Here is a 16,551-nt window from a genome sequence, read left to right as displayed (position 1 = left end):
TGCCGCTCACTGGATAGCGTGTGTAAATAAGCCAGAATCACAGGGGAAGAACTTCAGGACAAGGTTGATAAATAGCCGCCTCCATGAAGGCGGCCTTTGGGCATCAATCAGCCGTTGGAACAGCCGCTGCCGATGATTGTGTAATCGAGGGTATGAACGAGGCCTCTGGAGTCCTTGTACACCAGGTGCATCGGTATGAGGCCACAGCTACCGTCATCGGTGGTCTGGCTGATGACCTGGACGATGTCCATTGATCGAGCCGAGGCCGGCGAAGCGTCCTGAGCGAAGGCACTTGCGGCGAAACAAGCAAAGATGAGTGAAAGTGCGAGTGTTTTCATTAGACGCTCTGAGCCTCGTAAGCCTGGGGAGTTGGTTCTTCCTGAAGCAATTGGCGAGCAGAATCCGCAATCATGACCACCGCTCCCGCCAGCATCAGCACATCCTTGAGCACAAGCCGTCCACCTCCCGACAGGTAGGGAAAGCCGAAGTCTGCATCTCCAAGATTCGATACCCAGGCTTCGGGGGTGGTGATCAGGAATGACAGCGTCACCAGCGGCGTCAGAAATGCGAGGACAGATCCGACCATGCCCATGCGTCTTGAGAAGGCGTACGAAAGCACCAGCAAGCCAATCAGAATTTCGACTGTTCCCAGGCCGTCAGAGAATGCGTAAGTGTGGTTGTCGGTTTGCCATTGGCGCTGCACAGGGTCGAGCTGGCCTTCGTGAGTCAGGTGAGCCTTGTATTGCTCGGGGTGTTCGTAGAAGAACGACATGACAGGGCTGTTGGCCACGAACGGCGTAATGCTGTCGGCTTCGTACGGTACGAATTTCAGCGCGCCAATCCAAATGAAAATGATTGCAACGCCGATACGGATCAGATGCACGCCGAGTTTATCGAGCTGTGTTGCCTGGATTAGCAGCTTTTGAATCAGGGTATTTGGGGAGTTCATGATGATGAGCCCTTAAATTGGTGTGGGCTCAGAGTAAAGGGAGGGCCGAAGCCTGTTATTCGCGATGGGATCAATTCTTTGCGCGATCTGCTCAATCTCGGGGGTGGCGTTTTTCGAGCATTGCTGACAGCGGCTTCAACGCAAACGGCCGCTGCAAAATGGCAGCGGCCGTGCTGTAAAACTCACAAAGGCTAAGCGATCAGGCCAATGTCGAATAATCGGTGTACCCGTCCGCATAGCCCTGCGGGCTGCTGCCAAAATAGGTGCTGGGGTCGGCGACATTGAGCGGTGCATTGCTTTTCAACCGGCGAATCAAGTCGGGGTTGGCTAGCGTCATTTGCCCGTACGATTCAAGATCGGCCAGACCGCTGGCAATGTCTTTCCCGACGTCTTCACGCGGTCGCTCAGGTCGGTTCAGAATGAGCGCCTGGTGCCAGAGTTTGCGCAGATCGTGCAAAAGCGCGTCGTCGCCGTAGTGAACAATATGCAGGTACGCGAGGCCGAGCTTGTCGAGCTCACCCACAAGATAACGATACAGATCAGGGGCCTCATCACCGTGGTTGAGTCCCATCCCGCCAAAGCCGGGCGACAGGCGAATACCCGTTCGATCCGCTCCAATCTCCTCCACGACAGCCTCTGCAACCTCAATGGCAAAACGTGCGCGGTTCTCCAGCGTACCGCCGTAGCGATCCGTACGCTGGTTGCTGCTGATCGCCAGGAACTGATGAATGAGGTAGGCGATACCATGAATCTCCACACCGTCACCTCCGGCGTCCACTGCGCGGCGCGCAGCGTATCGATACTCGTTGATCACCTGCGGGATTTCATCGAGGTCAAGGGCACGCGGCACTGGTATGTGCTTCATACCTGACAACGTAAAGATCTGCTCCCCAGGGGCGATCGCCGAGGGCGCCACACCTTGCCGATGATGGGGCGTGTTGAGCGGATGTGACATGCGCCCGGCATGCATCAGTTGAAAGAAGATGCGAGCGCCCTGAGCGTGTACTGCGGCTGTAATTTCACCCCAGCCCGCCACATGTGCATCCGTGTAGATGCCGGGCGTTGCGGGATATCCCTGGCCATCGTCGGAAGGCTGGGTGCCTTCGGTGATGATCAAACCCACGCTTGCGCGCTGTGCGTAGTATTCGGCAGCCAGCGGTCCTGGGGTTCCATCGCTGTCGGCACGGGCTCGGGTCATCGGCGCCATGACGATGCGATTTTGAAGTAATGCGCCGCCAAGCATCGTGGGTGCGAACAGCTGATTCATGCCTGCAACTCCATCTTCACGAGATTGGGACCTGCAAGCGGGCCTGTCGGTGGCTGGAACAAACGACTGCCTGTTTCGATATCTCCCATGTCCGCGCCGAAGAACCCCAGGCGCTCGATCAGAGATGCGATCTCAGCCTTGGCCGCCGCATCCTCGCCTGCGTAGAACAGAATCCGTTGACTGCCTTCTTTTGTGGGCTCGGCCGCCAGATTCCAATAAGCGTGATGATTGAACGCCTTGACTAAACGGGCACCTGGGACCATTTGCGCGACCAGCGCTGAGGAGGCTTGACCACCGATATCGATGGCCGCAAAGGGCTGTTTCTGCAATGGGTTGGTTGTGTCCACCACGATGCGTCCTTCAAAGTTTGGCAGGCCCGTGAGTGCCTCCTTCAACTTCTTCCAGGGAACCGCCACGAACACGATGGCCTTGGCAGCCGCGTCCTCACGTGTCCCGGCCTTGATCGAAGGACCCAGTTGCCTGACCTGCTCGTTGAGGGTTTCAGGCCCTCGGCTGTTGGCCAGCGTGGCTTCGATATTCAAACGCGCGAGCTGCTGAGCGATGGCGTTGCCGATTTGTCCGGCGCCAATGATTCCGATGCTTTTCATATCTGCTCCTGTTTGTCCTTCACTCGAAGCGGCAGGCTTCCTCGAAAGACAGCCGAGGGTCACGTGGGTAGAGGCGCGCGTCTTCGCCATGGCCGATGGTGAAAATGAAGTTTGCTTTCCATGACGTGCCGCTGAAAAAAGCCTCATCGATGATTGCGTTGTGGAAACCGGACATGGGGCACACATCCAGCCCCAGGCCGCGCGCCGCGATCATCAGGTAGGCCCCTGTCAGCGAGCTGCTGCGGTAGGCAATCGACTCGGCAAAGGCCGCGTCGGCCTCAAACATCGGCTTGAAATTCATGCGGGGGAACAGGCGAGGTGCCTGGTCAAAGAACCTCGTGTCCTGAGCCACGATGGCGGTTACAGGCGCCATCCGCACTTGCTCGGGGTTGCTGCCCATGCCCTCAAGGGCGGGATAAAGCTTGCGTTTCCCTTCCTCGGAGCGGACAAAAACGATGCGGGCAGGCTGAAGGTTCCCGCTGGTCGGGCCCCATTTGGCCAGCTCGTAGAGTGCCTTGAGCGACTCGTCCGATACCGGCCTTTCTGTCCAGTGATGATGGGAGCGGGCGTCCGTGAACAGTTGAGCCAGCACATCATTGGTCATCGCAGAGCGAATAGACATGGTGTTCTCCTTCGAAGCTGTTATCGGATGTCCCGGCGGTCCAGGCGACCTTCTTCGACCAGGCGTTTGCCGATCGTTTGAATGTGAGCTTCTCCGATCTTCAACGCCTGCGGCGAGGTGTGAACCGAGTAATAGCCCAGAGCGAGGTCGTGCTTGTGAGGTACGGCAGACCCCAGGATGAACTGGGTGTCACTCAACGCCTCGAAGTGAACCGACTGACTGGAACGTTCGAACGCCACCAACTCTTCAGGGTGAAGTTTTTCACCGTTGGCCAGCAGCCCTCCTTCAACGGGCGATACCCAGAGCACCGTGTGTCCCTTTGGCGAGACATAGGTCCACCGCTCTCCGGCCTTGAGTTTCACGGCCAGGAAATTCATGGGCGACGGGGTTTCGATTACGCTGCTGACACTGCCGTAGCTGCCTAGCAGAACACGTGCCGGACCTGCGCTGACGATGTCTTCGGCCCTCTGAAAGGCAGAGCGTGTCGGCCCGAGTTCCGACTCGGGTGGCAGAGCAACCCAGAGCTGAAAGCCACGCACCCGACCATGATCCTCATCGCCGACGCTGCCGCCGTGCCACATGCCTTTACCTGCCTGCATCCACTCGACGCCGCCACTGGGCAGAACGACCGTGGTGCCATCCGGATCAATCAAGTCCATCCGCCCATCGATCAGATAGGACAATGTGGCAATCCCCGAATGTGGATGAAGGTCGCCCACGAAAGGCGGACCCTGCATGTCGAAGAAATCCAAGAACACGAACGGTTTGAGGATCTGGCCGAAATCTGACGGGCTCATCAGGCGCACGGCAGGGCCGTTGCGTCGCCCATGGGTGCGATGAGTGATCTGACGCAGTTGCACAGTGGTTTTTTCAGCAGCGCGGGACATGGTCATCTCCTCGATCAGGCGGTTGTGTTGCGGGCGGTTTTAAGGGCATCCGACCACCAGAGCAGGTCGTCGATCATGCGTCCCGCCTGATCGTTCTGCGCCTGCAACGCGGCCTCGATTTCATCTGTTTTGCCCTGGAAGTGGGCATAGATCGCGCCGACCGGGATATGCACTGCTGTACGAATCGAAGCCATCTGAAGCTCGGTCGCGATTTCGCGCAGTTGCTGTACGGCGCGGGCGCCGCCAACGCTGCCCCAGCTCACGAAACCAATCGGCTTGCGATTCCATTCCGGGTAGACCCAGTCCAGCGCGTTCTTCAAAACAGCGGGCGGGCCAAAGTTGTACTCGGCGGTGGCTACGACGAACGCATCAGAGGTCGCAATCTGTTCAGTCCAGCGACGAACATTTTCGTTTTCATACGCTGGACGGCCAGGAAAGCCGGGAAGCATGGCGCTGTCGAAGAACGGCAGATCAAAATCGCGCAGGTCGAGCAAGCGCACGTTGAGCCCTTCACGTTGTTCCAGGTGGTGCTTGATCCAGTTGGCTGGGGCGCTGGAGAAGCGGCTGTCACGAGTGCTGCCGACGATGACGGAAACGGTGGTCATGGTGAGTCTCCTGAGAAAAAGTGAGGCGCCTGTGCGCCATGGAGCCCACTTTAGAAAGTCTCCGATCATTCAGAAAGATGGGTGGGTGAGATGCACTCGCTCATAAAAGAGTGTAATTAGTAGGACTACTGGCCGGTTCAGGCTCGGTCTAGAATGGGCGGATCTCTCTCACTCATGCAAAAACGGCGGTAATCACGTGGACTTGAATGATGTCGCACTTTTTGTTCAAGTCGTTCGAGCGGGGAGTTTCGCCGAAGCAGGGCGGCGTCTCGGCATGCCACCCAGTACTGCCAGCAGGCGTGTGCAGCAATTGGAGGCCGCGTTAGGTACACGGCTGATGCAGCGCACCACGCGGCGCTTGGTGTTGACCGATGCAGGGACCAATTTTTACGCCGAATCTGCCGATCAGATCGATGCGTTGCTGCGGGTTGCCGGTCAGGTGACGAATGATTCTGCCGAGATTGCCGGTCGCGTTCGGGTGGCGGCTCCTGTGGATTTTTTCAACTGGTTTCCAGCAACGGCCGTGGCGCAATTCATCGCCGAGCATCCGCGAGTACGTCTTGAGTTCGAGCTGAATGACGCGCGCGTCGATTTGCTGGGGGAGGGAATAGATGTCGCCATGCGCGGGGGGGACCGCGATCCATCGCTGTTCGCGCGCAAACTGGGCACGAGTTGTCAAACGCTGGTGGCGAGCCCAGGCTATTTGGCGGCACATGGCGTACCGGTAGAGCCTGGGGATCTGAGTGCCCATCAATGCATCACCTCACCGTCTCACGGTGGTCCTCGGACCACCTGGCGACTGGGCGGTGTCGACCATCAAGCGGCGACCATCGAAGTGGATGGTCCTTTTCAAGCCAATACGTCGTCTGCGCAGCTTGAAGCGGCACTGGCCGGTTTGGGCATCGCGTTGCTCCCAATAGCACTCAGCGCTGCCCATATCGATGCAGGGCGCTTGAAGGAAGTGCTCCCTGATTACACTTCAGGCGCAATAGGCGTGCATCTTGTCTATCACAGCCGCCGTCAACTGCCTCGCGCAGTATCTGCGTTCATCGAATTCGCAGCAAACACCATCAAGGAAATGGGGTTGATGGACAGCGGTAAACGCAGTGAGAAGTCATCGCTCAAAAGATAGAGATCCGCCGGCCAACCGAGTGAGGCTCTCCTTTCAACCCGTAAGGATCCAGAGCCTCACTCGAAATGGGAACCCGTGCCTGACCATCCCGAAAGCTCATTCGGATAGCGTTCAGGGGGCCATTCGTGCGCGGCCCGGTTATCCAGAAATTGCCTCGGCTTAATTACTTCCCAGGAGGGCATCTCAGGGATGCACAAGGATGTTCGGCCAGGCGGGTAGGCACCCCGGTAGCAAAAATCGACCAGTCCTTATGTCCCAGCCCACGGGCCACTGCCTCTGTCATTTTGGCTCGCACCGCGTCGGCTGCGGGCAATTCCAGGTTTACGCTTTTGGCTGCCTTGATGGCCAGGTTTATGTCCTTCAGACCCAGCGACAACTTGAAGCCAGGCTCGAACGTACCGTGGATGATGTTCTGCCCATACCGTTGATAGCTGGGGGAGGGGAAAAGCGTTTGGGTCATGAGGGGGATGAAAACATCGGGCCTCACTCCGTAACATTCGGCGAGTGCGCTGGCTTCTCCGAGGGCCTGGATCGCCTGGGTGATCATCATGTTGCCCGCGATTTTCGCGATGGACGCCTGAATGGGCTGATCGCCGAGAGGCCAGGTGTGCTTGCCCAGCACGTCAAAGATTGGCTGGACAATCGCGATGGCTGACGGCGAGCCGGCCACCAGGATATTCAGCTCGCCTCTGGCTGCCACTGCGGGCACACCAAACACTGGCGCAGCGACCAATGCGACACCGCTGTCGTGATGAGCGGATTGAAGCTCCGTCATCAGCACAGGCGATAGCGTCGACATCACAATGTGTACGCAACCTTTATCGGCGCTGCCCAGAGCGTTCGAAGCGAACAGCACCTCGCGCACTGCCTGATCATCCGCCAACATTGTGATGGCCACGTCTGCCTGGAATGCGCCTGCCGGTGAATCCAGCGGGTGTACGTCTGGCAGATCCACCAGCGCATCCGCGCTGCGGTTCCAGGCCGATACACAATGCCCTGCGTCGATGAGCAACGGGATCATGGCTTTTCCCATGCTGCCCGTGCCGATAAAACCGATCTTCATCTCCAACTCCTGCCTTGCTGTTGAGTGAACGTGCCTGCGAGCCAGTATGTGAGTTGGGGGATTGCTACGGGACTGTCGTTGTTGCAACCTCGTCGTTCATTTTTGTACGGGGTGAGGCATGGACTGGAGTGACATGCGAGTCTTTCTGGCGATTGCCCGCAGTGCCTCATTAGGCGCGGCTGCGAAGCAGCTGGGTGTCAGCCACCCAACGGTAGGCCGTCGCTTGCAGGTGCTTGAGCAGACAAGTGGGCAACCCTTGTTTTTACGCACGGTCCAAGGGCTGGTGCTCACTGACACCGGTGAACGGATTCTCGGTCTAGCGGAGGAGATGGAGCAGAGCGCACTGTCGATCGAGCGTCGCCTTGCCGGTGACAGTGATCAGCCTGAAGGGCTTTTGCGAATCTCGTGTGCGGAGTGGTTCGCCGGTTATGTCTTGACGCCGGTGTTTCGTGAGTTGGCTCGACGCTATCCGTTGATCGCGCCCGAGGTAATACCCGGCCATCGACTCTTCGATCTGGCGCGGCGTGACGCAGATATTGCCTTTCGCATCGTGCCATTCACCGAACCCGACATCGTGCACCGCAAGCTGACCACCATGCGCTACGGCCTGTATGCGAGCGCCGGAAGTGCCGCGCCAAGGTCCGACGGCGAGGGCGTGGGGCTGATATTGATGAATATCGCCCAAGCCCACTATCCCGATGTGCATTGGCTACAGCAGCGATATCCGCTGGCCCGCACCGTGTTCACCAGCAGCAGCCGCACGGTCCAGGCCCAGATGTGCGCGAGCGGCCTCGGAGTGGCGGTCCTGCCGCGACCGCTCGGCGATCGAACGCCGGGCCTGCAACTGCTGGACCCGGACGAGCCGCCACCGGGTCGGGACATCTGGATGGGCTATCACCAGGACATGCGCCAGATGGACAGGCTTCGTGCGCTCGCTGACCTGGCAGCCAGCATGATCGGGTCCGGTTGACGATGCGCTGACACCTGCTGGATCGGGTGCATCGTTGAGCAGGGGATTATGCGTTAGCAGGTTGACGCAAGAGGCTGAAACTCAGCCCTGCACCCAGCGTCAGGAAGGCGGCGATGCAGAGAACGGAAACGCAGAAAGCATGCGTAATCACTGCCGCGTCCGTGTGCGTCCCCAGCAGGGTATAGAAGATCCCACCAATCACAGCGACGCTCAGCGAAGTACTGATCTGCAACGACGCGCTGGTGATCCCCGCGATCATGCCCGAGTAGTCCGGCGCCACTCTTCCCGTGACCATTCGCATCAACGTTGGCAGGGCCAGGCCTTGCCCAAATCCGATCACAAACAGAATGACGGCCAGCAGCGGACCAGACGGAGTGAGGTCAGAGGGCGTCGCTGACACAAGCCATGCCAGCGCCAGGAATCCTATGACCTCCAATACCATGCCCACAGGGTTGACGTAAGCGCCGAATAGGCGCTTGAACTGCGCGGTCGACAGTGGGCCCAACAGGAAGCCCGCGCCGAAAGGCAGGAAGATCAGACCCGCATGGAGGGGTGTGGCGTGCAGAGCATCTTGCAGGTAAATCGAAAACAACAGGAAGAACACGCCGATCGCATAAAAGCAAAGTGCGACCAACAGTGCTCGGCCCAGGCCTGGCGCCTTTAACGCGGAAGGGTTGAGCAGGGGTGTGCCACCGGCGCGGTGCAAACGGATTTCGTATTGCCAGAACAGCCAGGCCAGAACGGGTACCTCAGCCAGCGACAGCCAGGCCCACAGCGGCCAGCCGGCTTCGCGGCCTTCGATCAAGGGTACGATCAGGGCGCCCAGCGTCAGGATCGACAACGCGGTACCGCAGAGGTCCAGCTTGCTTGCATGCGCCGCGCGGGTTTCCTTGAACACGGGAATCCCGAACAACACAACCAGCAATGCAATCGGTAGGTTCACCAGAAAGATCGCTCGCCATCCCGTCCCCATGACGTTGAGGGCAATCAGAATGCCGCCCAACGCCTGACCGATCACGGAGGCCAGCCCAAATACGGCGCCGTAGATGCTCAACGCCAGGGGCTTTTCAGATTCCGGAAAGATGGCCTGCACCGATGCGAGTGCCTGAGGCGCCATCACGGCCGCGGTCACGCCTTGCAGGGCACGCCCGATAATCAGTATCCATGGCGAGGAGGCGAGTCCGCAGAGCAATGATGCTGCCGCGAACCCGGCCAATCCCAGAAAGAACATCCGCCCGCGACCGTACAGATCGCCCAGGCGCCCGCCGGTGATCAGTGTGACGGCATACAGCGTCGCGTAAGAGGAGATCACCAATTGTTCGGCGGAAGAGCCCGTTCCCAAATCATTCTGAATGGAGGGCAGGGCAACGTTGACGATGAAGAAATCCAGAGGCGGCAGGAACGCGCCGACCAGCAGGATGACGAACATGAACCAGCGTTTTGGTTCGAGGGAGAGGGTTGCGTTCTGTGACATGAAAGGGCTTCTTCAAGAAACTGAGTGGCGCCAACTTAGCGATTTTCTCAGCCGTTTTCGCCTCACAAAAATGCACGGTCCACGTTCAGTTATGGCAGTGCCGCCGTCTGCAGATGCCGCTCACAATGGCTCGACTGGTGTTTCAGTTGATCCACTCATCCAATGCTGAGGAGTCAGGCATGTCAGGTAAATTCACTCATCAGATTGCCGTCGTAACAGGCGCGTCCACCGGCATCGGATTCGCTATTGCGCAGGGGCTTATTGCCGAGGGTGCCAAGCGCGTTTACATCACCGGCCGTTCGGCAGGCACGCTGGAGGCGGCGATTGCCAAGTTGGGCGACAAGGCCGTGGCGGTGATCTCCGATGTTTCCCGTCAGGCTGATCTTGATGAGCTCAAGGCTGTGATCCAGGCACGGGGTGACCAAGTAGATGCTGTGTTTGCCAACGCGGGTATCTGCGAAAAGAATCCACTGGGCGAGACCAGTGAGGCGGCTTACTCCACTATGTTCGACATTAACGTGAAGGGTGTCTTCTTCACTGTTCAGACGCTGCTGCCGCTCATGAAGAATGGTTCGTCGATCGTCCTGACCGCCTCGATCTGCTCCGGCAATGGTATGGAAGGGCTGAGTCTCTACAACGCTTCCAAGGCAGCCGTGCGGTCCTTCGCACGCACGTGGGCCAATGAACTCGGGGGACGCAGGATTCGGGCAAACGTACTGAGCCCCGGTTTCACTCGCACCCCGCTGATGGACAACGGTTTGGGGATGAGCGAAAGCGACATCGTCGAGCTGCGCAAGCACGTGGAGCAAATCACGCCACTGGGCTACATGGCGCAACCTGAGGAGATCGCCTCGTCCGCCCTGTTCCTGGCGTCCTACGATGCGCGGTATGTGAACGGTGTCGAGTTGATGGTCGATGGTGGCTTGTCTCAAATCTGACGTTTCGTTGGGCATTCGCAAACCGACACTAGGCTGCCCTCGGCTTGGACTGGGGCCTACTCATCGGGTAACAGTGCCGGCGCTAACTCCAACTTTTCGCGTACTGACAGTTGACCCACCCGCGCGCGCCATTCGTATGGATTTCATTGCGGAGGAAGGGGTCCGGCCGGGGCGATCATTACTTAATCAGGAGATCATTATGAACATCGAAACTCTGAGCGCTCGACTCGACGCACTGGAAAGCCGCGCTGCAATAGATCGACTTAGCAGCGCTTACGCGAACGCGTTCGACCGCATCGATGCGGCGCTTCTGCGGGACATCTGGCACCTGGACGCCACCCTTGAACTTCCAGGGTTCGGCAGTGCCGAGGGCCGTGACGGGATCCTGGCCATGGCTGAAAGCAGCTGGCGCCAGATGCCTCACATGCACCACTGGATGGCAAATCCATTAATAGAGATCGCGAGTGAAGTTGCAACAGGAACGGTCGCTGCAAACTGCCTGTTCCATGACATTGACAAGGGCCCAGTGCAAGTCAGTGGGTTGTACCACGACCGGTTTGAGCGGCGTTCGGGGGTGTGGGCGTTTTTGTCGAGGCGCTTTGAACTGCACTACCTGACGCCTTTGAACGACTGGCGACCGGTTGCGGGGATGGAGTTGTTCTCGGGATTCTCGATCGCAGTGGCCGCGGGTTAAATACGGCTTGCCGATCTCAAGGGGACGCTGCCCTGGCAGCCGGGTTAGCGTTCGCATCCGTCTATTCAGGGCTCCCCGACCATGACTGACCGTCAGATCATTATTCCAGATGCTATGAAATTGCTCAGCGAGCGTGCTGGCTATGCACCGGCTATAAAGGTGGGAAAAACGCTTTACTGCGCTGGTCAGGTAGGTCGGGCGCCGGACTTATCCGTAATCGAAGATCCTGAGCAGCAGTTTTTGGCAGCATGGGACAATCTCCGGCTCGTCTTGGAGACCGGTGGCTGCACATTTGAAGATGTCGTAGAAATGACGACATATCACGTCGATATACGCCACCACATGCCAATTTTCAGACGCGTGAAAGATGCAATCTTTCCCAGGATCACTTGCGCATGGACATGCGTAGGTGTCGCTGAACTGGCTCGTCCTGGCCTGCTTGTGGAAATCAAATGCGTTGCAGTAGAGCGATAGCTGTGTGTTGGAACGAGTAGCTGACCGGAAGAGCCAAGTCTAGAGTTCCGCATAACGACCTGCCGTGAAAGTTGTTGGTGCTCGACTTGGGGCAGCTATAAGCAGAAAGCGAGGTCTACCTTCCGTCTGAACGGTTGCTATCGACCCAATAAAGCGGGCGTTGGAAGCTTCAACGAGTTTGCACCTAAAGTTGTTGTGCCGAATGGTTGCGCCCTATTAAGTCTTGCGCTCAAAGAATTTAACGATCCATGGCATTACGCTAAACACCAGCAATGCCAAAGGCGTGCTGAACAAGGCGGTGGCCTCTTTGCCCATACCGGCTGCAACACCCATGGCCGCGGTCATCCAAAATCCCGCAGCCGTCGTCAGTCCCTTGACCTGATGCGTATCGAGATCACTGTTTTTGAGGATGGTGCCGGCGCCCAGAAACCCGATTCCGGCGACCACTCCTTGGACGCCCCGGCTAATCGCGTCCTGCTCCGCACCTGAAATGTCAGGTACGAGAACAAACAGCGCCGCGCCAATCGAAACCAGCATGTGAGTGCGCACCCCCGCCGATTTACCTTGCGACTCGTGTTCGAAGCCCAAGATAGCGCCCAGCAACTCGGCCATTACGAGGTGCACGGCTATGAGCGTCAGTTGGGAAGCATCCGCTATGTCGGAGAATTCTCGTTGTAACGCTTCTGCCACTTGTTGCCACCATGTATCCATAGCGCTCTGCACCCCAGACGTCCATAGAGGCTATGACTGCCTTTAAGGGCGGCGGTGTGCGAGTCGTTTCTTGTATCACTCGCTCCCGCCAGGTCGCCCATCGAAAAGGCTGAACGTTCCCGAAAACCCTCCGGTCGTACCTCCAAGACGCAGCACACTGCGCGCCTGGCTTACCTACCGTGAGGTCTACATGAACCCGAGTCCTTCCAACGGCGTCGAGCGGTACCGCATTTCCATCACCCTGAACGGTGATGCCAAAACTCTGGAAGTCTTTCCCTGGTTGACCCTGCTGGATCTGCTCAGAGACGAGCTTGATCTGACAGGCACCAAAAAAGGCTGCGATCACGGTCAATGCGGTGCCTGCACCGTGCTGCGAAACGGTCAGCGCATAAACGCCTGCCTGACCTTGGCCGTAATGTGCGACGGCGCCGAGCTGACCACCGTTGAAGGCCTTGCTGACGGCGACGAACTGCATCCGATGCAACGCGCGTTCATCACCCACGATGCATTTCAGTGTGGGTACTGCACCCCCGGCCAGATATGTTCTGCGGTAGGGCTCGTGCGTGAAGGGCGGGCCCATGATCGCGACAGCATCAAGGAGTTGATGAGTGGCAATCTTTGTCGCTGCGGCGCCTACAGCAACATCGTTAGCGCTGTCGAGGAAGGGTTGTCTGATACGCGCAATGATCGGAAGCAGAAAGGTGCACAATCATGATGCCCTTTCAGTATTCCCGCCCTGAGAGCGTCAGCGAAGCAATCAAGCTGGCAGGCACCACCGCCCGGTTCATAGCAGGCGGTACCAACCTGCTCGATCTGATGAAAGAGAATGTCGTACGCCCGACCCGGTTGATCGACATTACCGGCTTGGGACTTGATGCGATCGAAGAACTCCCAGATGGCGGCCTGCGGATCGGCGCATTGGTCAGCAATGCCGATCTGGCCTGGCATCCTCTGATCGAACAGCGCTATCCGTTGCTGTCACAGGCCATTCTGGCGGGGGCGTCTCCACAGCTTCGCAACATGGCGAGCACCGGGGGTAATCTGCTCCAGCGCACGCGCTGCTACTACTTCTACGACACCGGCACGCCGTGCAATAAACGCGAGCCTGGCAGCGGTTGCCCGGCACGCTCCGGCCTCAACCGAATTCACGCGATTCTGGGGGCGAGCGACTCCTGCGTCGCCACCCATCCTTCCGACATGTGCGTGGCACTGGCAGCGCTCGAAGCAGTGGTGCTGGTGGAAGGCCGGGCGGGTGCTCGTCGTATCGAATTCGCAGACTTTCATCGCCTGCCGGAAGACGCCCCGCAGCGGGACAACCAGCTTGCGGATGATGAGCTGATCACCGCGATTGAGCTGCCTGCGCCGCGCTTCGCCACGCATTACCGCTACCTCAAGATTCGTGACCGCGCCTCCTACGCGTTTGCGCTGGTGTCGGTGGCGGTTGCGCTGACACTGCACGGTGATCGTATTGCTGAGGCCAGGCTTGCCCTCGGTGGCGTCGCACACAAGCCTTGGCGCGACAAGGCGGTGGAAGCTTCGCTCAAGGGCCAGCCCGTCGCCCATGAGACCTTCACTAACGCTGCGGAGCTTCTGTTGCGAGACGCCAAACCGCTGAGCCAAAACGGCTTCAAGGTCAGGATCGCCCAGCGTGCTGTCGTGCGCGCGTTGAGTGATGCAGCCATGGGAGGACATGCCTGATGAACACCTTCAGTACTGTGGTGGGTCAACCGCTGGATCGTGTGGACGGAGTAGCGAAAGTCACGGGGCAGGCGCGCTATGCGGGCGAGTTTCCTGAGCAGGGACTGTTGTTTGGTAGTGTCGTGTCCAGCACCATCGCCAAGGGTCGGGTGCTGGATATCGACACATCGGCTGCCCTAAAAGCACCGGGTGTGAAGCTGATTCTGGACCACCGGAACCGGCCACACCTGTCCAGTTACGACGATGACTACAGTGATGCCGATTCGGCGACTGGCGCCCCGTTTCGCCCGCTGTACAACGATCGCGTGCTTTACAGCGGTCAGCCGCTGGCGCTGGTAGTCGCCGAGACACTGGAAATGGCCCGCTACGCCGGGTCGTTGCTGCGCTTCACCTATGAAGAGGAGCCTCATCAGACTGACCTGAGCGCCGATTTCGACCGCGCGCACAAAGCGCCGGCAGAGACGCCCAAGGCCCGTGGCGATTTCGCTCGGCATTACGTCGAGGCCGCCACGCAGGTGGACGTGACGTATACCACCCCCGTGGAACACCACAACCCGATGGAACCACATGCGTCAACCGTACTGTTCAAAGCGGATGGCAGTCTGGAAATCCACGACAAGACCCAAGGCACGCAGAACTGTCAGGACTACCTGCACAAGGTCTTCGATCTGCCAAAAGAAAAGATCCGTATCCTTGCCGCGTTCGTGGGTGGGGCGTTTGGTTCGGGGCTGCGCCCTCAGTATCAACTGCCTCTGGCGGTCATGGCTGCGCTGACCCTCAAGCGTTCGGTGCGCGTCACGCTGACCCGCCAGCAGATGTTCACCTTTGGTTATCGCCCGCGTACGTCGCAACGAGTGCGTCTGGGCGCGGACGGGGAAGGGCGGCTGGTTGCCGTCGGGCATGACGCCACCGGCCAGACCTCTCGCTTCGAGGACTTCACGGAACACCTCGTCGAGTGGAGCGGCATGCTCTATCGCTGTGACAACGTTGCATTGAGCTATCGCCTCGTGCCGCTCGACGTCTATACGCCGCTGGACATGCGCGCACCGGGGGCGGCCTCCGGTGTCATCGCGCTGGAAGGCGCGATGGATGAACTGGCGGTAGCGGCCGAGATCGATCCCCTGCAATTGCGTCGGATCAACTTTGCCAATAGCAACGCAAACGAAGGCAAGCCGTATTCGAGCAAGGCGCTGTTGGCGTGTTACGACGAGGGCGCCGAGCGCTTTGGCTGGCACCGGCGTAACCCGGTGCCTAGGAGCATGCGCGAAGGGCGTGAGTTGATTGGCTGGGGCGTAGCAGGCGGGGTGTGGGAAGCCATGCAGATGAAGGCCAGTGCCAAGGCGCGTCTCGATGCCCACGGCAAGCTGACCGTCAGCAGCGCGACTACCGACATCGGCACCGGCACGTACACGGTCATGACTCAGATCGCCGCCGATGCGGCCGGGGTCATGCCGCAAGACGTGACCTTCGTGTTAGGCGACTCCTCCCTCCCCACTGCGCCGTTGCAGGGCGGTTCGTTCACGGTGTCCTCCGTGGGCTCGGCGGTCAGGCAAGCCTGTCAGATTCTGCGCACTCAGGTGCTGGAGGGGCTGCGCCACTCACATCCCGAAGTCGCCGGTGTGCCGGTTGAGCAGGTGGGATTCGGTGACGGGTTCGTGCACATAGGTGATCGCCGCTTTTCCATCGCGGAGGTGGTCGCCCATTGCGAAGGCAGTGCGCTGGAGGTGCAGATCGATGCAGAGCCCGGTCCTCAACGCAGCGGGTTTTCAACCGCAACGCACTCGGCGGTGTTCGTCGAGGTACGGGTGGATGAGGACCTTGGCACGATCAAGGTCAGCCGTGTAGTGAGCGCGGTCGCGGCAGGCCGGGTGGTCAATCCGAAGACTGCGCAGAGCCAGTTGCTCGGAGGCGTGGTATGGGGCCTTGGTATGGCCTTGCAGGAGGACACTCTGACCGACCACAACCTGGGCAGGTTCATGAATCACAGCCTGGCGGAATACCACATACCGGTGCACGCCGATGTCGGGGAGATTGATGCGTTCTTCGTCGAAGAACAGGACGACATCGTCAATGAGCTGGGCTCAAAAGGCGTCGGGGAGATCGGCATCGTCGGTGTCGCGGCCGCCGTGGCGAATGCGGTGTTTCATGCCACCGGCAAACGGGTACGGGATTTTCCCGCCACCCTCGACAAGCTGGTGTGATCCTCGGCCTTTTGGCTGAGGCACCGGCGGAGGGTGAACGCTATCTATCAATTGGTCGGTGGCGGTGGCAAACGTTCAATCGATTTACGGGCAACCGATGACCTGGGCCGATCATCATTCGTCGGAACTGTTCATACGCCCGGCTATCAGACGACCAGTCCCTGATGTGAAGTGAGCGCACGCTGATGAGTGACCGAATGATTCTGGCTTGCTACATAGGCGTCGCGATAGCGTGGGCAATGCTGTTTTACGTGTTTC

At 59.0% G+C, this 16,551-nt stretch carries 18 protein-coding genes; 8 read left to right on the top strand and 10 right to left on the bottom strand.

Going from position 1 to position 16,551, the window contains the following annotated elements; translation table 11 throughout:
• Nucleotides 1-107: 107 nt before the first annotated feature.
• From AC1MEK_RS26290 to AC1MEK_RS26260, 7 genes are all read right to left on the bottom strand, one after another.
• Nucleotides 108-338 (bottom strand): DUF2790 domain-containing protein, encoded by a 231-nt coding sequence (locus AC1MEK_RS26290; RefSeq protein ID WP_480399167.1) that lies wholly within the window; start codon nucleotides 336-338, stop codon nucleotides 108-110.
• Nucleotides 338-949 (bottom strand): reactive chlorine resistance membrane protein RclC, encoded by a 612-nt coding sequence (gene rclC / locus AC1MEK_RS26285; protein ID WP_480399166.1) that lies wholly within the window; start codon nucleotides 947-949, stop codon nucleotides 338-340. Before rclC ends, AC1MEK_RS26290 begins: the two co-directional genes overlap by 1 nt.
• 199 nt (nucleotides 950-1,148) lie before the next feature.
• A complete protein-coding gene (locus AC1MEK_RS26280; RefSeq protein WP_480399165.1) occupies nucleotides 1,149-2,216 on the bottom strand; it encodes an alkene reductase in 1,068 nt (355 codons plus the stop codon).
• On the bottom strand, nucleotides 2,213-2,824 hold the full coding sequence (locus AC1MEK_RS26275; RefSeq protein ID WP_480399164.1) for an NADPH-dependent F420 reductase: 612 nt from the start codon (nucleotides 2,822-2,824) through the stop codon (nucleotides 2,213-2,215). The genes AC1MEK_RS26280 and AC1MEK_RS26275 overlap by 4 nt, the downstream gene beginning before the upstream one ends.
• Before the next feature lie 19 nt (nucleotides 2,825-2,843).
• On the bottom strand, nucleotides 2,844-3,446 hold the full coding sequence (locus AC1MEK_RS26270; protein WP_480399163.1) for a malonic semialdehyde reductase: 603 nt from the start codon (nucleotides 3,444-3,446) through the stop codon (nucleotides 2,844-2,846).
• A gap of 20 nt (nucleotides 3,447-3,466) precedes the next feature.
• Nucleotides 3,467-4,333: a pirin family protein gene (locus AC1MEK_RS26265; RefSeq protein WP_404634982.1), complete on the bottom strand. Its 867-nt coding sequence runs from the start codon at nucleotides 4,331-4,333 to the stop codon at nucleotides 3,467-3,469.
• Nucleotides 4,334-4,347: 14 nt separating this feature from the next.
• Complete coding sequence (locus AC1MEK_RS26260) at nucleotides 4,348-4,938, bottom strand: NADPH-dependent FMN reductase (protein WP_480399162.1); 591 nt, start codon at nucleotides 4,936-4,938, stop codon at nucleotides 4,348-4,350.
• A gap of 196 nt (nucleotides 4,939-5,134) precedes the next feature.
• Between AC1MEK_RS26260 and AC1MEK_RS26255 the strand changes: the two genes are divergently transcribed.
• Entirely contained in the window at nucleotides 5,135-6,070 is a 936-nt protein-coding gene (locus AC1MEK_RS26255) for a LysR family transcriptional regulator (RefSeq protein ID WP_480399161.1), read from the top strand.
• Between the two features lie 163 nt (nucleotides 6,071-6,233).
• Here AC1MEK_RS26255 and AC1MEK_RS26250 read toward each other — a convergent pair whose 3' ends face one another.
• On the bottom strand, nucleotides 6,234-7,133 hold the full coding sequence (locus AC1MEK_RS26250) for an NAD(P)-dependent oxidoreductase (protein WP_480399160.1): 900 nt from the start codon (nucleotides 7,131-7,133) through the stop codon (nucleotides 6,234-6,236).
• A 118-nt stretch (nucleotides 7,134-7,251) separates the two neighbouring features.
• On the opposite strand from AC1MEK_RS26250, the gene AC1MEK_RS26245 reads away from it, so the two are divergent.
• Nucleotides 7,252-8,103, top strand: coding sequence for a LysR family transcriptional regulator (locus AC1MEK_RS26245; RefSeq protein WP_480399159.1), 852 nt, complete (start codon nucleotides 7,252-7,254; stop codon nucleotides 8,101-8,103).
• Nucleotides 8,104-8,149: 46 nt separating this feature from the next.
• On the opposite strand, the gene AC1MEK_RS26240 is transcribed toward AC1MEK_RS26245, so the two are convergent.
• Nucleotides 8,150-9,577: an MFS transporter gene (locus AC1MEK_RS26240; protein WP_480399158.1), complete on the bottom strand. Its 1,428-nt coding sequence runs from the start codon at nucleotides 9,575-9,577 to the stop codon at nucleotides 8,150-8,152.
• Between the two features lie 179 nt (nucleotides 9,578-9,756).
• Here AC1MEK_RS26240 and AC1MEK_RS26235 point away from each other — a divergent pair, with 179 nt between their 5' ends.
• The 3 genes from AC1MEK_RS26235 (at nucleotide 9,757) to AC1MEK_RS26225 (ending at nucleotide 11,683) form a co-directional block, all read left to right on the top strand.
• Nucleotides 9,757-10,515, top strand: a complete 759-nt coding sequence (locus tag AC1MEK_RS26235; RefSeq protein ID WP_480399157.1) for an SDR family oxidoreductase — start codon at nucleotides 9,757-9,759, stop codon at nucleotides 10,513-10,515.
• A gap of 199 nt (nucleotides 10,516-10,714) precedes the next feature.
• Entirely contained in the window at nucleotides 10,715-11,209 is a 495-nt protein-coding gene (locus AC1MEK_RS26230; RefSeq protein ID WP_480399156.1) for a nuclear transport factor 2 family protein, read from the top strand.
• Nucleotides 11,210-11,290: 81 nt separating this feature from the next.
• The gene (locus tag AC1MEK_RS26225; protein WP_480399155.1) at nucleotides 11,291-11,683 is read left to right on the top strand and encodes a RidA family protein; all 393 of its coding nucleotides are present in this window, start codon (nucleotides 11,291-11,293) and stop codon (nucleotides 11,681-11,683) included.
• 216 nt (nucleotides 11,684-11,899) lie between these two features.
• Here AC1MEK_RS26225 and AC1MEK_RS26220 read toward each other — a convergent pair whose 3' ends face one another.
• Nucleotides 11,900-12,394 (bottom strand): MgtC/SapB family protein, encoded by a 495-nt coding sequence (locus tag AC1MEK_RS26220; RefSeq protein ID WP_480399154.1) that lies wholly within the window; start codon nucleotides 12,392-12,394, stop codon nucleotides 11,900-11,902.
• 190 nt (nucleotides 12,395-12,584) lie between these two features.
• Between AC1MEK_RS26220 and AC1MEK_RS26215 the strand changes: the two genes are divergently transcribed.
• From AC1MEK_RS26215 to AC1MEK_RS26205, 3 genes are read left to right on the top strand one after another with little or no spacing between them, the layout of a single operon-like run.
• The gene (locus AC1MEK_RS26215; protein WP_480399153.1) at nucleotides 12,585-13,109 is read left to right on the top strand and encodes a (2Fe-2S)-binding protein; all 525 of its coding nucleotides are present in this window, start codon (nucleotides 12,585-12,587) and stop codon (nucleotides 13,107-13,109) included.
• Nucleotides 13,106-14,092 (top strand): FAD binding domain-containing protein, encoded by a 987-nt coding sequence (locus AC1MEK_RS26210; protein ID WP_480399152.1) that lies wholly within the window; start codon nucleotides 13,106-13,108, stop codon nucleotides 14,090-14,092. The genes AC1MEK_RS26215 and AC1MEK_RS26210 overlap by 4 nt, the downstream gene beginning before the upstream one ends.
• A complete protein-coding gene (locus tag AC1MEK_RS26205) occupies nucleotides 14,092-16,293 on the top strand; it encodes a xanthine dehydrogenase family protein molybdopterin-binding subunit (protein WP_480399151.1) in 2,202 nt (733 codons plus the stop codon). Before AC1MEK_RS26210 ends, AC1MEK_RS26205 begins: the two co-directional genes overlap by 1 nt.
• Nucleotides 16,294-16,551: the final 258 nt, after the last annotated feature.

Source organism: Pseudomonas sp. 2, assembly GCF_056627435.1.
The sequence above is the reverse complement of the archived record's forward strand: the minus strand, read 5'-3'. Positions and strand labels throughout refer to the sequence as shown.